The 19,746-nt window shown below is 69.3% G+C and carries 20 protein-coding genes; 17 read left to right on the top strand and 3 right to left on the bottom strand.

The genetic code is table 11. From position 1 onward, the window contains the following. Positions 1-5: 5 nt before the first annotated feature. The 12 genes from CJ177_RS38150 (at position 6) to CJ177_RS47715 (ending at position 11,050) form a co-directional block, all read left to right on the top strand. Positions 6-1,286, top strand: a complete 1,281-nt coding sequence (locus CJ177_RS38150; RefSeq protein ID WP_061045306.1) for a glutamate-5-semialdehyde dehydrogenase — start codon at positions 6-8, stop codon at positions 1,284-1,286. Positions 1,287-1,318: 32 nt separating this feature from the next. Beyond that, entirely contained in the window at positions 1,319-2,215 is an 897-nt protein-coding gene (locus CJ177_RS38145; protein WP_005248049.1) for a MoxR family ATPase, read from the top strand. 11 nt (positions 2,216-2,226) lie between these two features. Next, positions 2,227-3,687: a VWA domain-containing protein gene (locus CJ177_RS38140; protein WP_005248048.1), complete on the top strand. Its 1,461-nt coding sequence runs from the start codon at positions 2,227-2,229 to the stop codon at positions 3,685-3,687. Between the two features lie 64 nt (positions 3,688-3,751). Then, the gene (gene nadD / locus CJ177_RS38135) at positions 3,752-4,402 is read left to right on the top strand and encodes a nicotinate-nucleotide adenylyltransferase (protein ID WP_005261284.1); all 651 of its coding nucleotides are present in this window, start codon (positions 3,752-3,754) and stop codon (positions 4,400-4,402) included. A 35-nt stretch (positions 4,403-4,437) separates the two neighbouring features. Beyond that, positions 4,438-4,863, top strand: a complete 426-nt coding sequence (rsfS, locus tag CJ177_RS38130) for a ribosome silencing factor (RefSeq protein ID WP_005248044.1) — start codon at positions 4,438-4,440, stop codon at positions 4,861-4,863. Then, a complete protein-coding gene (locus CJ177_RS38125) occupies positions 4,860-5,519 on the top strand; it encodes a histidine phosphatase family protein (protein WP_025432936.1) in 660 nt (219 codons plus the stop codon). Before rsfS ends, CJ177_RS38125 begins: the two co-directional genes overlap by 4 nt. After that, the gene (octT, locus tag CJ177_RS38120) at positions 5,506-6,303 is read left to right on the top strand and encodes a diglucosylglycerate octanoyltransferase (protein WP_005248040.1); all 798 of its coding nucleotides are present in this window, start codon (positions 5,506-5,508) and stop codon (positions 6,301-6,303) included. The genes CJ177_RS38125 and octT overlap by 14 nt, the downstream gene beginning before the upstream one ends. A gap of 4 nt (positions 6,304-6,307) precedes the next feature. Further along, on the top strand, positions 6,308-7,174 hold the full coding sequence (locus CJ177_RS38115) for a DegV family protein (RefSeq protein WP_061045305.1): 867 nt from the start codon (positions 6,308-6,310) through the stop codon (positions 7,172-7,174). 70 nt (positions 7,175-7,244) lie between these two features. Next, on the top strand, positions 7,245-8,108 hold the full coding sequence (locus CJ177_RS38110; protein ID WP_005248035.1) for a ComEA family DNA-binding protein: 864 nt from the start codon (positions 7,245-7,247) through the stop codon (positions 8,106-8,108). Next, the gene (locus CJ177_RS38105) at positions 8,108-9,667 is read left to right on the top strand and encodes a ComEC/Rec2 family competence protein (protein WP_061045304.1); all 1,560 of its coding nucleotides are present in this window, start codon (positions 8,108-8,110) and stop codon (positions 9,665-9,667) included. The genes CJ177_RS38110 and CJ177_RS38105 overlap by 1 nt, the downstream gene beginning before the upstream one ends. Positions 9,668-9,719: 52 nt before the next feature. Further along, positions 9,720-10,685, top strand: coding sequence for an LLM class F420-dependent oxidoreductase (locus tag CJ177_RS38100; protein ID WP_095870187.1), 966 nt, complete (start codon positions 9,720-9,722; stop codon positions 10,683-10,685). 194 nt (positions 10,686-10,879) lie between these two features. Beyond that, positions 10,880-11,050, top strand: a complete 171-nt coding sequence (locus tag CJ177_RS47715) for a hypothetical protein (RefSeq protein ID WP_005261277.1) — start codon at positions 10,880-10,882, stop codon at positions 11,048-11,050. 10 nt (positions 11,051-11,060) lie between these two features. Here CJ177_RS47715 and CJ177_RS38095 read toward each other — a convergent pair whose 3' ends face one another. Next, on the bottom strand, positions 11,061-11,789 hold the full coding sequence (locus tag CJ177_RS38095; protein ID WP_061699888.1) for a GAF and ANTAR domain-containing protein: 729 nt from the start codon (positions 11,787-11,789) through the stop codon (positions 11,061-11,063). Positions 11,790-11,922: 133 nt separating this feature from the next. On the opposite strand from CJ177_RS38095, the gene CJ177_RS38090 reads away from it, so the two are divergent. Further along, positions 11,923-13,473 carry a carboxylesterase/lipase family protein gene (locus tag CJ177_RS38090; RefSeq protein ID WP_095870186.1) on the top strand — a complete coding sequence of 517 codons (1,551 nt, stop codon included), beginning with the start codon at positions 11,923-11,925 and terminating at the stop codon, positions 13,471-13,473. Between the two features lie 46 nt (positions 13,474-13,519). Beyond that, positions 13,520-14,629, top strand: coding sequence for a glutamate--cysteine ligase (locus CJ177_RS38085; protein WP_005248022.1), 1,110 nt, complete (start codon positions 13,520-13,522; stop codon positions 14,627-14,629). Here the strand turns inward: CJ177_RS38085 and CJ177_RS38080 are convergent. Then, a complete protein-coding gene (locus tag CJ177_RS38080) occupies positions 14,622-15,377 on the bottom strand; it encodes a hypothetical protein (protein WP_005248019.1) in 756 nt (251 codons plus the stop codon). The genes CJ177_RS38085 and CJ177_RS38080 overlap by 8 nt on opposite strands. A gap of 118 nt (positions 15,378-15,495) precedes the next feature. On the opposite strand from CJ177_RS38080, the gene holA reads away from it, so the two are divergent. Continuing rightward, entirely contained in the window at positions 15,496-16,473 is a 978-nt protein-coding gene (gene holA / locus CJ177_RS38075) for a DNA polymerase III subunit delta (protein WP_005261272.1), read from the top strand. A 70-nt stretch (positions 16,474-16,543) separates the two neighbouring features. Here holA and rpsT read toward each other — a convergent pair whose 3' ends face one another. Next, entirely contained in the window at positions 16,544-16,804 is a 261-nt protein-coding gene (gene rpsT, locus CJ177_RS38070) for a 30S ribosomal protein S20 (RefSeq protein WP_005248015.1), read from the bottom strand. 305 nt (positions 16,805-17,109) lie between these two features. On the opposite strand from rpsT, the gene CJ177_RS38060 reads away from it, so the two are divergent. Next, the gene (locus tag CJ177_RS38060; RefSeq protein ID WP_095870185.1) at positions 17,110-18,768 is read left to right on the top strand and encodes a circularly permuted type 2 ATP-grasp protein; all 1,659 of its coding nucleotides are present in this window, start codon (positions 17,110-17,112) and stop codon (positions 18,766-18,768) included. Continuing rightward, complete coding sequence (locus tag CJ177_RS38055) at positions 18,768-19,739, top strand: alpha-E domain-containing protein (protein ID WP_005248011.1); 972 nt, start codon at positions 18,768-18,770, stop codon at positions 19,737-19,739. Before CJ177_RS38060 ends, CJ177_RS38055 begins: the two co-directional genes overlap by 1 nt. The last annotated feature ends 7 nt before the right edge of the window (positions 19,740-19,746 follow it).

Genomic DNA, 19,746 nt, shown 5'->3' with positions numbered 1-19,746 from the left:
TCTTCATGACTGCAGTGACTTCCACCTCGTCGGCCGGTGCCACGGTGGATACCCGTGAAGCCGTCCACGCAGCGGCCCGTCGCGCCCGCACCGCGTCGCGGGTCCTCGCGCTGCTCACCACCGCGCAGAAGGATGCGGCGCTCCATGCGGCGGCCGACGCCGTGCTCGCCGCCTCCGCCGACATCCTCGCCGCCAACGCGGCCGACATCGAGACGGCCAGGGCGTCGGGCACCGAGGACTCCCTGCTCGACCGCCTGCGGCTGACCCCGGAGCGAATCGAGGGGATCGCGTCCGGACTGCGCCAGGTCGCCGGTCTGCCCGACCCGGTCGGTGAAGTGGTGCGCGGCTCGACGCTCCCCAACGGTCTCGAACTCCGTCAGCTGCGGGTCCCGCTCGGCGTAGTGGGCATGGTGTACGAGGCCCGCCCCAACGTCACCGTCGACGCGTTCGGGCTGGCACTGAAGTCCGGCAACGCGGCCCTGCTGCGCGGCTCCTCGTCCGCGGCGAAGTCGAACGCGGCGCTGGTCGTGGCGTTGCGGGCGTCGCTGGCGGCGCAGCAGCTGCCGGCGGACGCGGTGCAGTTGCTGCCGAGCGACGACCGCTCCAGCGTGACGCACCTGATCCAGGCCCGCGGCCTCGTGGACGTCGTCATTCCCCGCGGCGGCGCCGGCCTGATCAGCGCCGTGGTGCGCGACGCGACAGTCCCGACCATCGAGACGGGCGTCGGCAACTGCCACGTCTACGTCCACTCGGCGGCCGACCTGGAGATGGCCGAGCGGATCCTGCTCAATTCCAAGACGCGACGACCGAGTGTCTGCAACACCGCGGAGACGGTGCTGATCGACGCCGCGATCGCCGAGACGGCGGTGCCGAAGCTGCTGCAGGCCCTGCAGGTGCACAGCGTGACGGTCCACGGGGATCTGCCCGGACTGGTGCCCGCGACCGAGTCGGACTGGTCGGAGGAGTACCTCACCCTGGATGTGGCGCTCAAGGTCGTCGACGACCTGAATGCCGCGGTCGAGCACATCGACCGCTACGGAACCGGCCACACCGAGGCCATCGTGACCTCCGACCTCGCGGCCGCCCGGGAGTTCACCGCCCGCGTCGACGCCGCCGCCGTCATGGTCAACGCGTCCACCGCCTTCACCGACGGCGAGCAGTTCGGTTTCGGCGCCGAGATCGGGATCTCCACGCAGAAACTGCACGCGCGTGGCCCGATGGGGCTCCCCGAACTGACCTCCACCAAGTGGGTCGTCTGGGGTGACGGGCACACCCGCCCGGTCTAGACCGCCGCCGACCCCCCTTCCCTCAAGCCCCTCTGAAAGGAGCGAGCGTGGACCGCGCACTGCCCACCACGACGCCGTTCTTCGCGAGCGTCGACGACGTCATCGCTCGGCTCGCCGAAACCGGGTACCTGTCCGACAAGGGCACCGCGACCGCGGTGTTCCTCGCGGACAGGCTCGGAAAACCCCTGCTCATCGAGGGTCCCGCCGGAGTCGGTAAGACCGAACTCGCCCGCGCCGTCGCCGAGACCACCGGCGCCGAGCTGGTGCGATTGCAGTGCTACGAGGGCGTCGACGAGGCACGCGCGCTGTACGAGTGGAACCACGCGAAGCAGATCCTGCGCATTCAGGCGGGCAGCGACCACAGCTGGGACTCCACCAAGGCGGACGTCTTCTCGGAGGAGTTCCTGCTGTCGCGGCCACTGCTGACCGCGATCCGGCGCGAGGACCCGACGGTGCTGCTGATCGACGAGACCGACAAGGCCGACGTCGAGATCGAGGGCCTGCTCCTCGAGGTGCTCAGCGATTTCGCGGTCACCGTCCCCGAACTGGGCACCATCACGGCTACGCGCAAGCCGTTCGTCGTCCTCACCTCGAACGCCACCCGCGAACTGTCGGAGGCACTCAAGCGCCGCTGCCTGTTCCTGCATCTCGACTTCCCCGACGCCGAACTCGAGCGGCGGATCCTCGCGAGCCGGGTGCCGGAGCTGCCCGAGGCAGTAGCCGAGCAGCTGGTCAGGACCATCCGCGTGCTGCGCGGCATGCAGCTGAAGAAGCTGCCGTCGGTCGCCGAGACCATCGACTGGGGTCGCACACTCCTGGCGCTCGGGCTCGACACCCTCGACGACGACGCCGTGCGCGCCACGATGGGTGTCGTCCTCAAACACCAATCCGACCAGCTACGGGCCGCTGCCGAGCTGCGACTGAACTGAAGGACTCCCCCATGGCTGCTGGTGGTCCACTCGCGTCCCGGTCGAAGCCGGGCGGTCCCGCGGCGCCGCACGGGCTGCCGGGGCATCTCGTCGACTTCGTCGAGGCGTTGCGGCGGCGCGGCATCATGGTCGGACCGTCCGAGACGGTCGACGCCGGTCGGGTGATGTCGGTCCTCGATCTGCTCGACCGCGAATCATTGCGCGAGGGTCTCGCGTGCGCGCTGCTGCGGCGACCCACCCACCGGCCCACGTTCGACGCGCTGTTCGAACTCTGGTTCCCGGCGGCGGTCGGAAGCCGGGCGGACGGGGCCATCGACACGAGTCTGCCGCGGAACGCGAAGGGTGAGATCGACTACGAGGCGCTACGTGAGCTGATCGTCGAACTCCTCACCGACGGGTCGCCGGAGGCGATCGAGCTCACCGAGCTCCTGACCGCGCAGATGGTCGAGGAACTCGGGCAGTACCAGTCGGCGAACGGCCCGTCGTTCTCCGCGTACCAGGCGCTGCGGGACGTCGCGCCGGAAACCCTGCTGAAGAAGATCCTCGACGGACTCCTGGGCAACCAGCAGGACGGCGAAGCCAGAACGACGGAAAGCTACGAATCCGAGGTGGCCAAGCGCACCGCCGCCCAGCGGATCGCCGACTTCCGGAAGATGATCGAGACGGAGACGCGGCGACGGTCGGCCGAGAACCTCGGCAAGGAACGGGTGGCGTCGTACGGCGTGCCCCGACTGGCCGAGGAAGTCGACTTCCTGCGCGCGTCCGACGCCGAACTGACGGCGCTGAAACGCAACGTCACCCCGCTGGCCCGGTTGCTCGCCAGCCGCCTGGCCGTGCGGCGCAGCCGCAACCGGGCCGGTTCGATCGACCTGCGCCGAACCCTGCGCAAGTCGATGTCCACCGGCGGTGTGCCCATCGACCTCGTCCAGCGCAAGCCCCGGCGGGCGCGCCCCGAACTGGTCGTGATGTGTGACGTGTCGGGTTCGGTCGCGGGTTTCAGCCACTTCACCCTGCTGCTCGTCCACGCGCTGCGCGAGCAGTTCTCCCGGGTGCGGGTGTTCGCGTTCATCGACACCACCGACGAGGTCACCCGCTTCTTCGACGCGGGAGCCGACCTCGGCAGCGCCGTGTCGCGGATGATCCGGGAAGCCGACCTGGTCGGCTACGACGGGCACTCCGACTACGGCAACGCGTTCGGGGTGTTCGCCGAACGGTTCACCCAGAGCATCACGTCGCGGACGTCGCTGCTGGTGCTCGGCGACGGCCGCAACAACTACCGCGACCCGAATCTGGAGGCCCTGGCCCGGCTCGTGTCGGTGGCGAAGCACGCGCACTGGCTCAACCCGGAGCCCCGCGGTCAGTGGGGAACGGGCGACTCGGCGGCGAAGGTGTACAACGAGGTCATCAGCATGCACGAATGCCGATCCGCTCAGCAGCTGGCGTCGGTGGTCGCCGGGTTGCTGCCGGTGTGAACACGTAAGCTCGTCACTCGTGGAACAGGGAGCAGCGGGCGCGCGTCGGCGCCGCCTGGGAGTCATGGGCGGCACCTTCGACCCCATTCATCACGGTCACCTCGTGGCAGCCAGTGAGGTGGCAGATCGATTCAGCCTCGACGAGGTCGTCTTCGTGCCCACCGGCCGGCCCTGGCAGAAGCAGGGCAAGGGCGTCAGCCCGGCCGAGGACCGGTACCTGATGACGGTCATCGCCACCGCGTCGAATCCGCGTTTCTCCGTCAGCCGGGTGGACGTCGACCGGGAGAAGGTCACCTACACCGTCGACACTCTGCGTGATCTGCGCAGCTACCACCCGGACGCCGAGCTGTACTTCATTACCGGTGCGGACGCCCTGGCGAGTATCCTGTCCTGGCAGGACTGGGAGGAACTGTTCTCGCTGGCGAAGTTCGTCGGGGTGTCGCGCCCGGGATTCGATCTCAACACCGAACATCTGGCCGGTCACCTGGACGCGTTGCCGGAGGACGCGGTCACGCTGATCGAGATCCCGGCTCTGGCGATCTCCTCGACGGAATGTCGGCGGCGTGCCAGTCGACACCGTCCTGTGTGGTACCTCGTGCCGGACGGTGTGGTCCAGTACATCTCCAAACGGAACCTGTACCGGCCACCGGACTCCGAGCGCCTCGACGGCGCGACGACGATGTCCGAACCGGCCCCGGACAAGACCAAGAGTTAGTCAGCACTTTTCGAACCGAACTGGGAGAACATCGCGTGAGCGCAACGACCGAAGCCATCGAGATGGCACGCATCGCGGCAGTGGCTGCCGACGAGAAGCTGGCCTCCGATGTGGTGGTGCTCGATGTTTCCGAGCAGCTGGTCATCACCGACTGCTTCGTCATCGCCTCCGCCCCCAACGAGCGACAGGTCAACGCGATCGTCGAGAACATCGAGGATCGACTGCGTGAGGCAGGTCACAAGCCGGTGCGGCGCGAGGGCACCCGCGAAGGCCGTTGGGCACTGCTCGATTTCGTCGACGTCGTGATCCACGTCCAGCACAACGAGGAGCGCAACTTCTACGCACTCGACCGGCTGTGGAAGGACTGCCCGACCGTGCCCGTCGAGGGTCTCGGGCTGCACGGCCCGGCCGACGCGAACGGTGCGGGCACCGCCGCCGAGGCGGAGGAGTCCGAGCTGTGACGGATGCCCCCCGCGCCCCGCGACGTCTGATCCTGCTCCGCCACGGGCAGACCGAGTACAACGCCGACAACCGCATGCAGGGTCAGCTCGACACCGAACTGTCGGAGCTGGGGCGGTCGCAGGCCCGCGCCGCCGCCACCGCGCTCGTCGGGCGCAGACCGATCTCCATTGTCTCCTCCGATCTGCGGCGGGCCTACGACACCGCGGTGGAGGTGGGCGACAACGCCGGTCTGCCGGTGCAGATCGACGAGCGTCTCCGCGAGACGCATCTCGGTGACTGGCAGGGGCTCACGCACCTCGACGTCGACGCGCGCGCACCCGGCGCGCGCGCCACGTGGCGCGGCGACGCGACGTGGGCACCGCCCGGCGGGGAGAGTCGCATCGACGTCGCCCGCCGCAGCAAGCCGGTGGTCGCCGAACTCCTCGAGAAGCACGAGGACTGGGCGGAGAAGCCGGTGGTCCTGGTCGCGCACGGCGGTTTGATCGCCGCGCTGACCGCCGCCCTGCTGGATCTGCCCGTCGACCGCTGGCCGGTGCTGGGAGGGCTGGGCAACACCAGCTGGGTGCAGCTGAGTGCGTACGGAAACCCCGATTCGCTCAACTGGCGCCTCGACGTGTGGAACGCTTCTGCGAGTGTGGCCAGTGACGTCCTCTGACGTGGATGCCGGTTCCGGGGAACGCCCCGTCCTGCTCGTGCTCGCCGATTCGCTGTCGTACTACGGACCCAAGGGCGGTCTCCCGTCCGATCACCCGGACATCTGGCCCAATATCGTTGCACGTCAACTCGGTTGGGATGTCGAGTTGGTGGCGCGGATCGGCTGGACCAGCCGCGACGTGTGGTGGGCGCTGACCCAGGACCCACGCGTGTGGTCGGCGGTTCCCCGCGCCGGTGCCGTCGTGTTCGCGGTCGGTGGCATGGACTCCCTTCCGTCCCCGCTCCCGACGGCGCTGCGGGAACAGTTACGTTACGTCCGCCCGCCCGCGCTGCGCCGCGTCGTGCGGGCCGGCTACCAGTGGCTTCAGCCCAGGCTGTCCCCGCTGGGGTGGCCGGTGGCGTTGCCCCCGCGGCTGAGTGTCGAATATCTGGAGAGCTCACGGGCGGCGCTCGAGTACATGCGCCCCGAGTTGCCCGTCATCGGGACCTTGCCGTCCGTGCATCGCAGCGAGGCCTACGGCAAGGTGCATGCGGGTCGCCCCGGTGCCGTTGCCGCCATCACCGCGTGGTCGGAGGAGAAGAACGTGCCCCTCGTCGACCTCGCGGAGGCGGTGCGCGCCAACGTCTTCAGCGATCAGGGTAATCCGGACGGCATCCACTGGGGCTGGGACGGACACATCGAGGTGGCCGCGGCGATGCTGACCGCGCTCCGCGCGGCGGGAGTCGTTCCCGACTCCGCCGAGGGTGCGGTTCCGGCCGACCCGGTGTCGAGCGGAGCCGAGTAGTCCGATGCCCGTCGTCGTCGTCACCGATTCTTCGGCCTCGATCCTGCCCGAACTCGTCGAGCAGTACGGGATCCAGGTGGTCCCGCTCCATGTCCTCAGCGGCGGCCAGGATTTCCGGGAGGGCATCGACGCGCTCCCCGAGGATCTTGCCGGTGTCACCACGTCTGGCGCGTCCCCGAGCGAGCTGTCCGAGGCGTACGCGACAGCGCTGGAGCTGAGTGAGGGCGCAGGCGTTCTCGCGGTCCACATCTCCCGGCAGCTGTCCGGTACGTGGGAGGCAGGCCGCCAGGCGGCGCAGGAATTCGACGGCCGGGTGCGGATCGTCGACTCCCAGTCCGCCGGAATGGGATTGGGCTACCCGGTCCTCGAGGCCGCGCGGGCCGCGAAGGACGGTGCCAACCTCGAGACGGCGTACCGGCGGGCGGTCGACGTCGCGAGCCGCGGGCGTTGCCTGATCGTCGTCGACAGGCTCGATCAGTTGCGTCGCGGAGGCCGCATCGGCACCGCCGCCGCGCTGCTCGGCACCGCACTGGCGATGAAACCGGTGCTGCATCTCGTGGACGGCCGGCTGGTTCTGAAGGAGAAGACGCGCACCTCGACCAAGGCGATGGCCAGGATGGTCGACGCCGCGGTGGAGCTGGCAGGTCTGGACAGGACGGCCGTCGCTGTGCATCACATGCACGCCCCGCAGCGCGCCGAAGCGGTGGCGCAGCAGCTGAAGGACCGGATTCCGCAGGTCAGTGACCTCGTCGTCACCGAATTCAGCTCGGTGATCGGTGCCCACGTCGGGGTGGGCGCCATCGGCATCGTGCTGTGCCCGGAACCCGCCCTGCACCACGAAGACCGCGATTCATCCACAACTTCGCACTGATCCACAGGCCGATTCGGAAAGCCTGGTCGTCGCGGCGATTCCATGGACGGCGCACTCTACCGTCGCGTCCATGGGCATCAGGGAAGAACGTTCGAGGGGCCGGACCCGGCTCGCGTTCCTGACGTCGGGGGAACGCGACGCGGTGCCACCCGACACACCGGCGGCGCCGAAGTGGCTGGCCGAGCCGAGCGGGACCGTCCTCGACGGCGACGCGACGTGGTCCGCCGAACGCCGCCGGGGCGGATTCTCGCTGCCGGACCGGTGGCGGGACGCACGATTCGATCCCGGGCGGTCCGGGGCGTTGGTGCTGATCGTGGTGGGAATCGTCGTCGCGACGGCCACCGTGCTGGGCGTGCGCAGCGATCGGCCGGAGACGCAGTCCGTTCCGTCGTTACCCGCCGCCGGAGTGCATTCCCTGACTCCGGCCCCGGCGACGACGACTCCCGCCGCGGCGGCGTCGGCACCCGCCCCGGCGGAGGAGATCGTCGTCAGCGTCGTGGGACTGGTGGCGTCGGCCGGTCTCGTCCGGTTGCCACCGGGCTCCCGGGTCGCGGACGCTCTCGCCGCTGCCGGGGGAGTGCGCGACGGCGGTGACACCCTCGGATTGAATCTGGCTCAACGACTTTCGGACGGCGATCAGGTGCTCGTAGGTGCCGCGACCACCCAGGCGCCACCGAGCGCGGTGGGCGGTGCCTCCGCGGGATCGCCGGGGACCGCAGGCGCAGCGGCCGCCACGGGCGGAGGGCTCGTGAACCTCAACACGGCGACCGAGACGGAACTCGACGCACTTCCCGGTGTCGGGCCCGTCACGGCGGCGGCGATCGTCGCGTGGCGCACGACCAATGGCAAATTCACCGACATCTCGCAACTGGGGGAGGTGGACGGGATCGGGCCGGTGCGGCTGGAGAAGCTGCGCGGCCAGGTAACGCTGTGATGCCCGACGACGAACCGCGGCTCCTCGACCTGCGGCTTATTCCGTTCGCCGGGATATGTTGGGCCGCAACGCTGATCGGTATCCTCGGAGGCTCCCGGGCGGCGTGGGGCCTCGTGGCGACGCTGTCGGGAGCGGCGGTTCTCCTCGCCGCGGGATGCGCCCTGCGGGGGCCGGGGCGGTGGACGGCCGGGACGTTGGCGGTAGTGCTGTTCGGGTCCTGCTGCGCTGCAGGGGTGGCCTGGCGGGTCCAGGCCGTGGAACGGCACCCGATGACCGAACTCGCCCGGAACGAGACGTGGGTGACGCTCGTCGTCACCCTTGCCGACGATCCCCAGGAGATCGCCGGCTTCGGACGAACCGTCCTCGTGAACGCGAACGTCGTCGAGATCCGCAGGGCCACCGAGACGATCCACTCGGGCGGTGCGGTGGTCGTCCTCGCCCCGGCGGACGGGTGGCTCGGGCTCCTGCCGGGGCAGGATGTGGTCCTGCGCGGTCAGGTGAGCCCTCCGCGGCACCGAGACCTGAGCCTGGCCGCGGTCCGGGTGTCCGGACCGCCCGCGGACGTCGGTCCCGCGCCACCGCATCAGCGGTGGGCAGGCGCCCTGCGTGCGCGGTTCGCCGCTGCCGCCGCCGTCCTGCCTGCCGACGAGGCAGGACTGTTGCCGGGGCTGGTGGTCGGCGACACCTCGGCGTTGCCCCGGGAGGTGAAGGACGACTTCACCACGACCGGACTGACGCATCTCACGGCGGTGTCCGGGGCGAACGTCAGCATCCTGCTGGGAGCGGTGCTGCTCCTGGTCCGAGGGGTGGGGCTCGGTCCTCGCGCGGGTGCGGCGCTGGCCGCCGCGGCGCTGATCGCATTCGTGGTGATCGCGAGACCGTCACCCAGCGTGCTGCGCGCCGCGGCGATGGGCTCGGTCGCCCTGCTGGCGCTCGTGACCGGACGGCGGAAACAGGCGATGCCCGCGCTGGCGGTCGGTGTCATCGCCCTGGTGGCGTGGTCACCGGAGTTGGCGGTGGACTTCGGCTTCGTTCTCTCGGCGACCGCCACTGCGGGGCTGATCGTGATCGCGCCGGTGGGGGTCGACGTGCTGGTGGGCCGCGGCTGGCCGCGGGCGGTGGCCGAGACGGTGGCGGTATCCGTCGCCGCCTTCGCCGTCACCGCTCCGATCGTGGCCGCGATGGCGGGGACGGTGAGCCTGGTGTCAATCTGCGCGAACATCCTGGTCGCCCCCGTGGTCGGCGTGATCACCGTGGCCGGAGCGGTCACCGCGCTGATCGCGGGGGTCAGTGTTCCCGTCGCGGAAGTGGTGGTGCGCGTGACCCAGTGGCCGCTGTGGTGGCTCGTCACCGTGGCCGAGCGGGGCGCGCGGATTCCGGGTGCCTCGATTCCGGTGCCCTCCGGGCCCGCTGGTGCGGCGATCGTCCTCGGTGCAGTCGTGGCGCTCGGTGTGACGCTGCGCAGGCGCGGACCCCGGCTGGTGCTGGCGGGAATCGCGATCGGTGTGCTGGTGGTGTGGGCGCCGATCTGGCCGTCGTCGCTGGGTCGCTTTGTGTGAGCGCGTCCGGATCCGGGAAACCTGCGCAGAACTCGAGGAAAGGGACGACGACATGCAGGTGGGGTTCAAGCTGATGGCCGAGACGTTCGATCCGCGGGAGATCGTGCGGCAGGCGGTGGAGGCCGAACAGGCCGGCTTCGACTTCGTCGAGGTGAGCGATCACTATCACCCCTGGCTCTACAGTCACGGTCATTCGGGATTCGTGTGGTCGATGCTCGCGGCCGCCGCGGCACGGACCGACCGGATCGGTCTGGCGACCGGCGTCACCTGCCCGTTCGTCCGATATCACCCCGCGATCATCGCGCAGGCCGCGGCCACGACCGCCGTCCTCAGCGAGGGCCGGTTCACCCTGGGACTCGGTTCGGGGGAGCGGCTGAACGAACATGTCGTCGGTGGCGGTTGGCCGTCGGTGACCATCCGGCACCAGATGCTCCGTGAGGCGATCGACATCATCCGCCTGCTGTGGTCGGGTGGCTACCACTCGTACGAGGGCAAGCACCTCAACCTCGACGACGCGCGCGTCTTCGATCTCCCCGACGTGCCGCCCACGATAGCAGTCGCGGCGGGTGGCACGGAGGCCGTCGGGATCGCCGCGGAACTCGGCGACGGACTCTTCGCCACCGAAGCGGATCCGGACCTCGTGAAGGCCTATGCCGGGGCCGGTGGGTCGGGGCCGAAATACGGGGAGGTGCCCCTCGCGTGGGCGCGTGACGAGGAATCCGCGGTCGAGTCGGCGCATCGGTTGTTCCGGTTCGGGTTGACCGGATGGAAGGTTCAAGCGGAACTGCCGAATCCGATCAACTTCGAGGCGGCGGCGTCGTCGATCCGCACCGAGGACGTCCGAGAGGCCATGGCGTGCGGTCCGGACGTCCGGCGGCACCTCGAGGTGGCAGGCACTTTCGTCGATGCCGGGTTCGATCATCTGGCGCTGATCAACGCGGGGCCGGACGTCGACGGCTTCTTCGGATTCTTCGCCAACGAGTTGAGTGAGCCGCTGCGGGCGCTGACAACTTCCTGATATATGCTGTGCCGCTGTGACTTTCGTCTCCGGAGCGCGGCGCTCGGCACGCTCGGCCGGATGGCGGCGGAACGACTTCTGTATCGTTTCGACTTCGATTCCCGATGTGCGTATGCGACACCGAAACACCGACTACCATCCGGTGGCAGATGTTGAGGTGAACGGTCTTGGAACGCACCCGCATTGGAGGGCGAATGTCGGAATCGGAGCGGACAGATCTCGATGTGGACGACGAGCTCGACGCCGGGCAGGTGTGGAGAGCGCAACGGGTCGTTGCTGCCCAGTCACTCGACGCCGAAGACTGCCGCATGCTCCTGTCCATGCTCGGCATTGCGGGTAACCCCGATGCGCCGGAGGTGGACTGACCGACAGCGGTCAGGTCACCTTCCGGTGATGGTGAGCGACGATTTCCTGCGCCACCGTCGCCAGTTTGAGATTCATGTCCTGCGAGGTGGTGCGGAGAATCTCCATCGCCTGAGTCTCGGGAATGTTGTGGAACGCCATCAGCAGACCCACGGCCTTCCCGATTTCACGGTTGCTGGCCAGGCCTGCCCGCAGTGTCTCGGCCTCGGCGTGCTCGTGGACGGCCGCCAGTGCCACCGCCGCGAACGATGCGAGCATGATGCCCTGCTCGACGGACGTGGTGTCGAGGGCTCCCGCCGTGTCGGAGAACAGATTGAGGGCGCCGACCTTGCGCCCGAGGATCACGAGGCGGAATCCGGCCGCACCGCGCACCGGCGTGTGGGCCAGGACCCGCGCCGACAGCCGCGGCCACTGCGACGTGGTGGAGAGGTCCGTCTCGAACTGGGGCGTGTCGCTGACGATGGCATCGACGCACGGTCCCTCGTTCTCGTCGCGCTCGTACTCGTCGACGCGGGCGGCCACGTCGTCGCTGGCCGCGGCCGTCACGTAGCGGGATCCCTCCCGGAGCATGAGGCTCGCGTGGTCACAGCCCTCGACGAGTAGTGGCGCGGCGTCGCAGATGGCTTGGTGAACGTGCCCGAAATCCTGGCCCGCGTAGAGAAGATCGGCGAGGGTCGCGAACGTCGCGGCCGACCTGCCGACAGCCTGCGAGCGCGTCGTATCGGGCACTGTGTCTCGCATCGGTTCCTCCAGCGTGCGGGCATGTGCCCGGCTCACTGATTCAGTCTGCCAGAGAGGGCGGTCGCCGCAGGTCCGGGCCGGAGGAATTCCCGATCGGACTCCGGGGGCGGTCGTCCCGGGCGAAGATGGCGGCATGGTTTCGCGCACCGAGGACCCACAGGTGACCATCGGCCAGGGGACGCTGCGGGGTGTCCGCCTCGACGGCGTCCGGTCATGGAAAGGCATTCCCTACGCCGCACCGCCGGTCGGCGAGTGGCGGCTCCGCGCCCCGCGCGCGCCCGAACCGTTCGCCGGGGTGCGCGACTGTTCCCGGTTCGGTCCGATCGCACCGCAGAACGAGCACGGCCCGCTGCCCATCGATCCCGGTCTGACCATCGACGAGGACTGCCTCACCCTGAACGTCTTCGCCCCCGCGACGGACACGGAGCGACCGCGGCCGGTGATGGTGTGGATCCACGGCGGGGCGTATTACCTCGGTTCGTCCGGGCAGCGCATGTTCGATCCGAGTCGTCTGGTCGAACGCGGCGACGTCGTGGTCGTCACGTTCAACTACCGGCTCGGTGCGCTGGGGTTCCTGGACTTCTCCTCGTTCTCGACCGAGGAGCATCGGTTCGACACGAACCTGGGCCTGCGCGATCAGATCGCGGCACTGACCTGGGTCCGCGACAACATCGCGGCATTCGGCGGCGACCCGGGTGACGTGACGCTGTTCGGGGAGTCCGCCGGTGGCGGCGCGGTCACCACGCTGATGACGTCCCCGCCGGCGGAGGGACTGTTCCATCGCGCGATCGCCGAGAGTTCGCCCGCGACCTCCGTCTACGGCAGAGACCGCGCCGCGAGCATCGCCGAATCGTTCCTCGAGCTGCTCGACGTCGCGCCCGCCGACGCGGGCCGACTCCGCGACCTGCCCGTCGACGTGCTGACCAAGGCCTGCGTCGAACTCGTCCAGCAGGTGCCCGCACGGGTCCCCGGCACCCTGGCGGTTGCCCCGACCGTCGACGGCGACGTGGTCCCGCACTACCCCGTCGCGGCATTCCGAAAAGGCCTCGCACACCGAATTCCGCTGCTGATCGGGACGAACAAGGACGAGTCGTCGATGTTCCGGCTGATGAAGTCGCCCCTGATGCCGATCACGCCGGACGCCGTGCATCAGATGTTCGTGGCGATCGCCGCCGATCACCCCGACCTCCCGGCGGACGAGGAACAGGAGGTGGCGGCCGCATATCCCGACTACCCGAAGAAACGCTCGGCCATGGAGATCTCGCGGGATGCCGCGTTCCGGATGCCGACGCTGTGGATCGCGGAAGCGCACAGCCGCGTCGCCCCGGCCTGGCTGTACCGCTTCGACTACGCGACACCGTTCCTGCGCGCCGCGCGGATCGGCGCCACCCACGGCACCGAGGTGCCGTACGTCTTCGGGAACTTCGGCGTCGTCCCGCACGACCCCACGTTCAAGCTCGGTGGGCACCGAACCGCCGGTCACGTGTCGGAGCGGATCCAGCGACGGTGGCTGTCGTTCGCCACCGAGGGCACCCCGGACGGAACGGGAGAGGAGGTCGGCTGGCCACGGTACGACGAGGCGGATCGCACGACCCTGCTGATCGGCAAGAACGACGCAGTCGTCGCCGACCCCGACCGGGAACTCCGCCGGGCCTGGGGTGAGGAAGTCATCGGCTTCACCTGAGCGGCGGCCCCGGTTTCGTATCCGCGGAACGGGGGATACCTCCTGAATGAGCCCTGCAGCAACGGAATCGGGTCGCGACCTCAGTGTGGGAGTCGAGGAGGAGTTCTTCCTCGTCGACGAGTCCGGTCACCTCTCCGCCGCGGGACCCGACGTGGTCACGGAGGCCGGCCACGACATTCACGGGCTTCAGCGTGAACTCGCCCGATGCCAGATCGAGACGGCGACGGGTGTGTGCCACACGGGGGAGGAACTGCACGAGGAACTGCGCAGCCTGCGCCGCCGGCTGGCGAAGGCCGCCGCGGGCCGCGACCTGTTGCTGCTGCCCAGCGGGACGTCCCTGATCGTCGAGGGATTGCCCCCGGCGATCACCCCGAGCCCGCGGTACGAGGAGATGGCCCGCCACTTCGGGTCGATCGTGGACACCGTGACCACGTGCGGCTGTCACGTGCACGTGGGGATCCCGAGCCGCGACGTCGGTGTACAGGTGAGCAACCTGGTCCGCAGTTGGCTGCCCGTGCTGCTCGCGCTCGCCGCGAACTCCCCGTTCCACAGTGGGCACGACACCGCGTATCACAGCTGGCGGCACATCATGTGGTCGCGGTGGCCGTCGGCGGGACCGCCGCCCCACTTCGACTCCGCGGACCAGTACGAGGCGACGGTCGGCGCCATGATCGGAACCGGTGCCGCCATGGATCGGGGAATGATCTACTGGCACGTCCGGCTCTCCGACAAGCAACCGACCATCGAGGTCCGGATCGCGGACGTCGCCATGACCGCGGCGCACGCGGCGCTCTACGCGGTGGTCGTGAAGGGGCTCGTCGGGTGGGCGCTACGGTCGCTGGACGACGGCCTCGCCGTGCCGTGGCTGCGCGGCGAGCTGCTGCGGGCGCAGTTGTGGCGCGCGGCTCGCGACGGACTCGACGGGGAATGCACGAGCCCGGCCACGGAGCGGTCCCTGCCGATCCGCCTGCAGCTGGAAATGCTGAACGAGTGCGTGGCCCCGGGGCTCGGCGCGAGTGATCGGGCGTTCCTCGAGTCGGGGCTCGACACCGTGTTGCGGGAGGGCACGGGCGCCGAGAGGCAGCGGGCCGAGTTCGCGCGCGTCGGCACGCTGGCGGCGGTGGTCGACCTCCTGACGCGCGAAGTGGTCAGCTGACCGGGGGCGGCGGAGTCAGCTCGGAGACGCAGGCGGTGGTGGAGCCGATGTAGCCGGGATGCAGCAGTCCGGCGGATCCGACGCCCGTGAGCAGGGCGCCTGCGCTGGTGTCCGGTCCGGTGCGCAGCGGACCGGGGTCGTCGATCAACGCCTCCACGGTCGCGGTGTCGACCAGGCTGAGGTCGATGCGCTGCCCGACGGGTTGGTAGACGGCGAGGACCACCGGGTCGGGGTAGTGGGCGGCGGTGCGGCGCATGACGTGGAACGCGGGGTCGGTGCCCAGGGCGAGCACGGTGACCTCGGCGAACGACGCGAGCCGGCCGGCGAGCGCACGGCCGGCGGCGTTGCGCCACGTACGCCCGTACAGGGTGAGCCCGTCGGACAGGTGACGCTGCTCGGCCTCACCCCGCGGGCTGCCGCCCGCCGGGTCGAGCAGGGCCCGCCACCGGTGCTCGTAGAAGTCGCACGCCGTGTCGAAGTCGCCGTCGGAGCCGGCCGCCGCAACGTCGTGATGCGAGGGCGATGCGGGTTCGAGGACGGATCGACCACCCGCGAACAGAGTCTCGGCGTGCCCGGAGGCTGAGCAGCGGGCCACCAGTTGCACCGACCATCGGAGGAGCAGCCCGTCGCGGCAGGTGTACCGGAAACTCAGCTCGTACCGGTGCCCTGCCGTGCGATCGTCGTCGAGGTCGATCATGTGCGCGTAGTCCTCGCGGGTGACGCCGTCCACCTCGGTTTCCGCGGTCATATGATCGAGTGTCCACCGCCGACGCGACCGCTGCGTGGCGATCGCCCGTGTTCGGCCCGCTCGGTCCCGCTTTCGGGGTGTCGGCGACCGTGTCCGCCCCACATGGCACGATCTTCGCGTGAGCACTCCAACTCAGCTCGAACAGCTCCATCTGGTCCTCGGTGACGAGGAGTTCCTCGTCGAACGCGCGGTGGCGCAGGTCATCGGCCACGTCCGCGCGAACGCGGACGTGGCCGCGGGCGCGGAGCTTCCCGTCAACCGGTTGCGGGCGGGCGATGCCGGGGCGGCCGAACTCGCCGAACTGCTCAGCCCCTCGCTGTTCGCCGAAGACCGCGTGGTGGTGCTGGAGGCCGCCGCCGAGGCGGGCAAGGACGCCGTGGCACTGATCCTCGACGCGGCCGGCGACCCGCCGCCGGGCGTCGTCCTGGTGGTCCTGCACTCGGGTGGCGGACGTGCGAAAGCAATGACCGGGGCGCTGGAGAAACTCGGAGCCGTGGTGCACCCCTGCGCCAAACTGAAGTCGGGCGACCTCATCGGGTTCATTCGCGGCGAGTTCCGCACCCTCGGGGTCCGGGTGTCGCCGGAAGTGGTGCAGAGCGTGTTCGAAGGAGTCGGCTCGAATCTGCGCGAACTGGCCGCCGCGTGCTCGCAGCTGACGGCCGACACCGGCGGAAAGATCGACGTCGCCGCCGTACAGCGGTACTACTCGGGCAAGGCCGAGGTGAGCGGATTCGACGTCGCGGACAAGGCCGTCGCCGGCGACACCGCGGGCGCGATCGAGGCGCTGCGCTGGGCGATGCTGCGTGGCGTGCCGCACGTGTTGCTGGCTGACGCGCTGGCCGACGCGGTGCACTCGATCGCCCGGGTGGCCCCGGCGGGGCGGGGAGACCCGTTCCGGATGGCGTCGGAACTCGGCATGCCGCCGTGGAAGATCAAGAAGGCACAGGCCCTCGCGAAGGGATGGACTCCCACATCGGTGGGGGAGGCGCTGCGTATCGTGGCCGCCCTGAACGCCGACGTCAAGGGCGCGTCGGCCGACGCGGACTACGCCGTCGAGAGTGCGGTGGGCCGCGTCTCCCGGCTACGACAGGTCTGACGGAGACACGACAACAGCCGCTCGGTCCGAGGATCGAGCGGCTGTTGGAGAGCCTACGACGGAAGAACCGTCAGATCTTGTTGATCGCCTGCGCGAGAGCAGACTTCTTGTTGGCAGCCTGGTTGGCGTGAATGACGCCCTTGCTAGCTGCCTTGTCGAGCTTGCGGCTGGTGGCGACGAGGAGCTCGTTGGCCTTGTCCTTGTCACCGGCCGCCGCAGCCTCGCGGAACGAGCGGATCGCCGTGCGCAGCGAGGACTTCACCGACTGGTTACGGAGTCGGGCCGCCTCGTTGGTACGGATCCGCTTCACCTGGGACTTGATGTTGGCCACGCGTAAAATCCTGTCGTCTTAAGCTGGTTACGGTCGAGAAAGCTCTGGGCGCACACATATGCACCGACAGGCGAGATTACCAGTGATCGGTGTCCGATCTCAAACCGGCGCCGGACGCGCCGACAAATCCTGCGGCTGTTCTGCTGAACGGGTGTACATGTAGCAGCATGTCTGGGATGACGCCCCCAGCATCGAAGTCGTCAACAGTAACGAAATCGTCGGCAACCTCGAAAGCCCCCGTCCGAAAATCGGGGGGAAGCGCGCAGGCGGGTGCGAAGGCATCGGGAACCCAGCCGCGGACGCGGGTGACCGCCCGGCCGCGCAAGCCCGCAGAACCCGCCCACGTGTTCGACGGGTATACGGACATCGGGCGCTACGGGCTGGCGTTCGACGAGATGTTCGACCGCGACGGCACCGTCCGCCCGCCCTACAAGGGTGTATTCAAGGCGCTCGAGCCCGCGGACCGAGCCGACCTCGCCGCCCGATCCGAGGCCCTCGGCAGGGCGTTCATCGACCAGGGCGTGACGTTCTCGCTGTCCGGTCAGGAACGACCCTTCCCGCTCGATCTGGTTCCTCGGGTCATCGCCGCTGCCGAGTGGACGCGTCTCGAGAAGGGCATCAAGCAGCGCGTGCAGGCGCTCGAGATGTTCCTCGACGACGTCTACGGGGAACAGCGCATCCTGCGCGACCACGTGCTCCCGAAGCGGTTGGTCACCTCGTGCGAGCACTTCCACCGGGAGGCCTCGGGGATCGTCCCGCCGAACGGGGTGCGGATCCACGTCGCCGGAATCGACCTCGTCCGCGACGAGAACGGGGTGTTCCGCGTACTGGAGGACAACCTGCGTTCGCCGTCGGGAGTGTCGTACGTGATGGAGAACCGCCGCACGATGGCGCGGGTGTTCCCCGACCTGTTCATGTCGCACCGCGTGCGGTCCGTCGGCGACTACGCCTCCCATCTGCTGCGGGCGCTGCGCGCTTCCGCCGCCCTCAACGAGGCCGACCCGACCGTCGTGGTGCTGACGCCCGGTGTCGCGAACTCCGCGTACTTCGAGCATTCGCTGCTCGCGCGCCAGATGGGTGTCGAACTGGTCGAGGGCCGCGACCTGTTCTGCCGCGACAACATGGTCTACATGCGCACGACCGAGGGTGAACGCCAGGTCGACGTCATCTACCGCCGCATCGACGACGACTACCTCGACCCCATGCACTTCCGCCCGGACTCCGTGCTCGGGGTGGCCGGCGTGCTGAACGCGGCCCGGGCGGGCAACGTCGTGATCTCGAGTGCCGTCGGGAACGGGGTCGGTGACGACAAGCTCGTCTACACCTACGTCCCGCAGATCATCGACTACTACCTCGGTGAGAAGCCGTTGCTCGCGAACGTCGACACATTCCGGTGCTGGCTCGACGAGGAGTGCGAACAGGTCCTGGACCGGGTCGACGAACTGGTGATCAAACCGGTGGAGGGTTCCGGCGGCTACGGCATCGTCTTCGGCCCCGACGCGTCGCCCAAGGAACTGAACACGATCGCCCGGAAGATCAAGGCGGACCCGCGCGGGTGGATCGCGCAGCCCGTCGTCCAGCTGTCCACGGTGCCCACCAAGGTCGGGGACGAACTGGTTCCCCGGCACGTCGATCTGCGCCCCTTCGCGGTCAACGACGGTGACGACGTGTGGGTGTTGCCGGGCGGGCTCACCCGCGTGGCCCTGCCCGAAGGGTCCCTCGTCGTGAACTCCAGCCAGGGCGGCGGCAGCAAGGACACGTGGGTGCTCGCGAGCCGGAGCTCCGACGAGGAGCGGGAACTCGCGGGTGAGGAGCTCGTGGCCGAGCCTGCGCAGTCCGCCGAGGCCGAGCAGGGACCCGAACTCAGCACGACTCAACTGCAGCAACAGCAACAGCAACAGCAACAGCAACAGCAACAGCAACAGCAACAGCAACAGCAACAGGGCCAGGGAGGTGATCGCTGATGCTCGCGAGGAACGCGGAATCGCTGTACTGGATCGGCCGGTACGTCGAACGGGCCGACGACATGGCCCGCATTCTCGACGTCGCCGTGCACCAGCTGCTCGACGACGCCTCGGTGGACCCCGACCGCACCTCCCGGTTGCTGCTGCGGGTGCTCGGCATCGAAGCGCCCGACACCGAGCTCGACGTCCGGTCGGTGACCGAACTGGTGGCGTTCAGCCGCAACCAGGTGGGCTCGATCATCGACTCCCTCGCCAGTGCCCGCGAGAACGCGCGGGGTGCCAGGGAGGTCACGTCCAGCGAAATGTGGGAGTGCCTCAACACCACGTACAACGGCCTCGCCGAACGGGAGCGGGCGTCCAAGCGTCTCGGGCCGCACGAGTTCTTCCGGTACGTGGAGGAGCGCGCGGCGATGTTCGCGGGTCTGGCCGATTCGACGATGAGCCGCGACGACGGATATCGCTTCCTGCTGCTCGGCCGCTCGATCGAACGCGTCGACATGCTCGCGCGGATGCTGTTGTCCCGTGCAGGCGACCGCCCGTCCTCGCCGGCGTGGGTGACGGTGCTGCGCTCCGCGGGAGCCCACGACACCTACCTGCGCACGTACCGCGGCGCGCTGGACGCCAACCGGGTGGTCGAATTCATCCTCCTGGACCGGCTGTTTCCGCGGTCGGTGTTCCACGCCATCCGGCAGGCGGAGTTGTGCCTCGCCGAGCTCGACCACCAGCCCGACAGCCGTGTCGGACCCAGGGCCGAGGCGCAGCGTCTCCTCGGCAGGGCCCGGAGCGAACTCGAGTTCCTGCCGCCCGGCGTTCTCCTCGAGGATCTCCAGGATCGGCTCGCGGGGTTGCAGGAAACCTGCCGCGAGCTCGGAGAAGCCATCGCGCTGCAGTATTTTCACGCCGCGCCGTGGGTGGCGTGGACCGATGCACGGGCCGTCGGCGGCGAAGCCGTCGTGGAGGGAGAGCTGTGAGCTGGCG

It is taken from the genome of Rhodococcus sp. ACPA1 (genome assembly GCF_002300195.1).
Classification (GTDB): Bacteria; Actinomycetota; Actinomycetes; order Mycobacteriales; family Mycobacteriaceae; genus Rhodococcus_F; species Rhodococcus_F opacus.
Note: the sequence above shows the minus strand (reverse complement) of the source record. Positions and strands in the feature narration are given on the sequence as shown.

Coding starts and splice junctions, on each gene's coding strand:
- CJ177_RS38150 (WP_061045306.1), top strand. CDS start 6: ATGACTGCAGTGACTTCCACCTCGTCGGCCGGTGCCACGGTGGATACC.
- CJ177_RS38140 (WP_005248048.1), top strand. CDS start 2,227: ATGGCTGCTGGTGGTCCACTCGCGTCCCGGTCGAAGCCGGGCGGTCCC.
- nadD (WP_005261284.1), top strand. CDS start 3,752: ATGGGCGGCACCTTCGACCCCATTCATCACGGTCACCTCGTGGCAGCC.
- CJ177_RS38115 (WP_061045305.1), top strand. CDS start 6,308: ATGCCCGTCGTCGTCGTCACCGATTCTTCGGCCTCGATCCTGCCCGAA.
- CJ177_RS38110 (WP_005248035.1), top strand. CDS start 7,245: ATGGGCATCAGGGAAGAACGTTCGAGGGGCCGGACCCGGCTCGCGTTC.
- CJ177_RS38105 (WP_061045304.1), top strand. CDS start 8,108: ATGCCCGACGACGAACCGCGGCTCCTCGACCTGCGGCTTATTCCGTTC.
- CJ177_RS38100 (WP_095870187.1), top strand. CDS start 9,720: ATGCAGGTGGGGTTCAAGCTGATGGCCGAGACGTTCGATCCGCGGGAG.
- CJ177_RS47715 (WP_005261277.1), top strand. CDS start 10,880: ATGTCGGAATCGGAGCGGACAGATCTCGATGTGGACGACGAGCTCGAC.
- CJ177_RS38095 (WP_061699888.1), bottom strand. CDS start 11,789: ATGCGAGACACAGTGCCCGATACGACGCGCTCGCAGGCTGTCGGCAGG.
- CJ177_RS38090 (WP_095870186.1), top strand. CDS start 11,923: ATGGTTTCGCGCACCGAGGACCCACAGGTGACCATCGGCCAGGGGACG.
- CJ177_RS38085 (WP_005248022.1), top strand. CDS start 13,520: ATGAGCCCTGCAGCAACGGAATCGGGTCGCGACCTCAGTGTGGGAGTC.
- CJ177_RS38080 (WP_005248019.1), bottom strand. CDS start 15,377: ATGACCGCGGAAACCGAGGTGGACGGCGTCACCCGCGAGGACTACGCG.
- CJ177_RS38055 (WP_005248011.1), top strand. CDS start 18,768: ATGCTCGCGAGGAACGCGGAATCGCTGTACTGGATCGGCCGGTACGTC.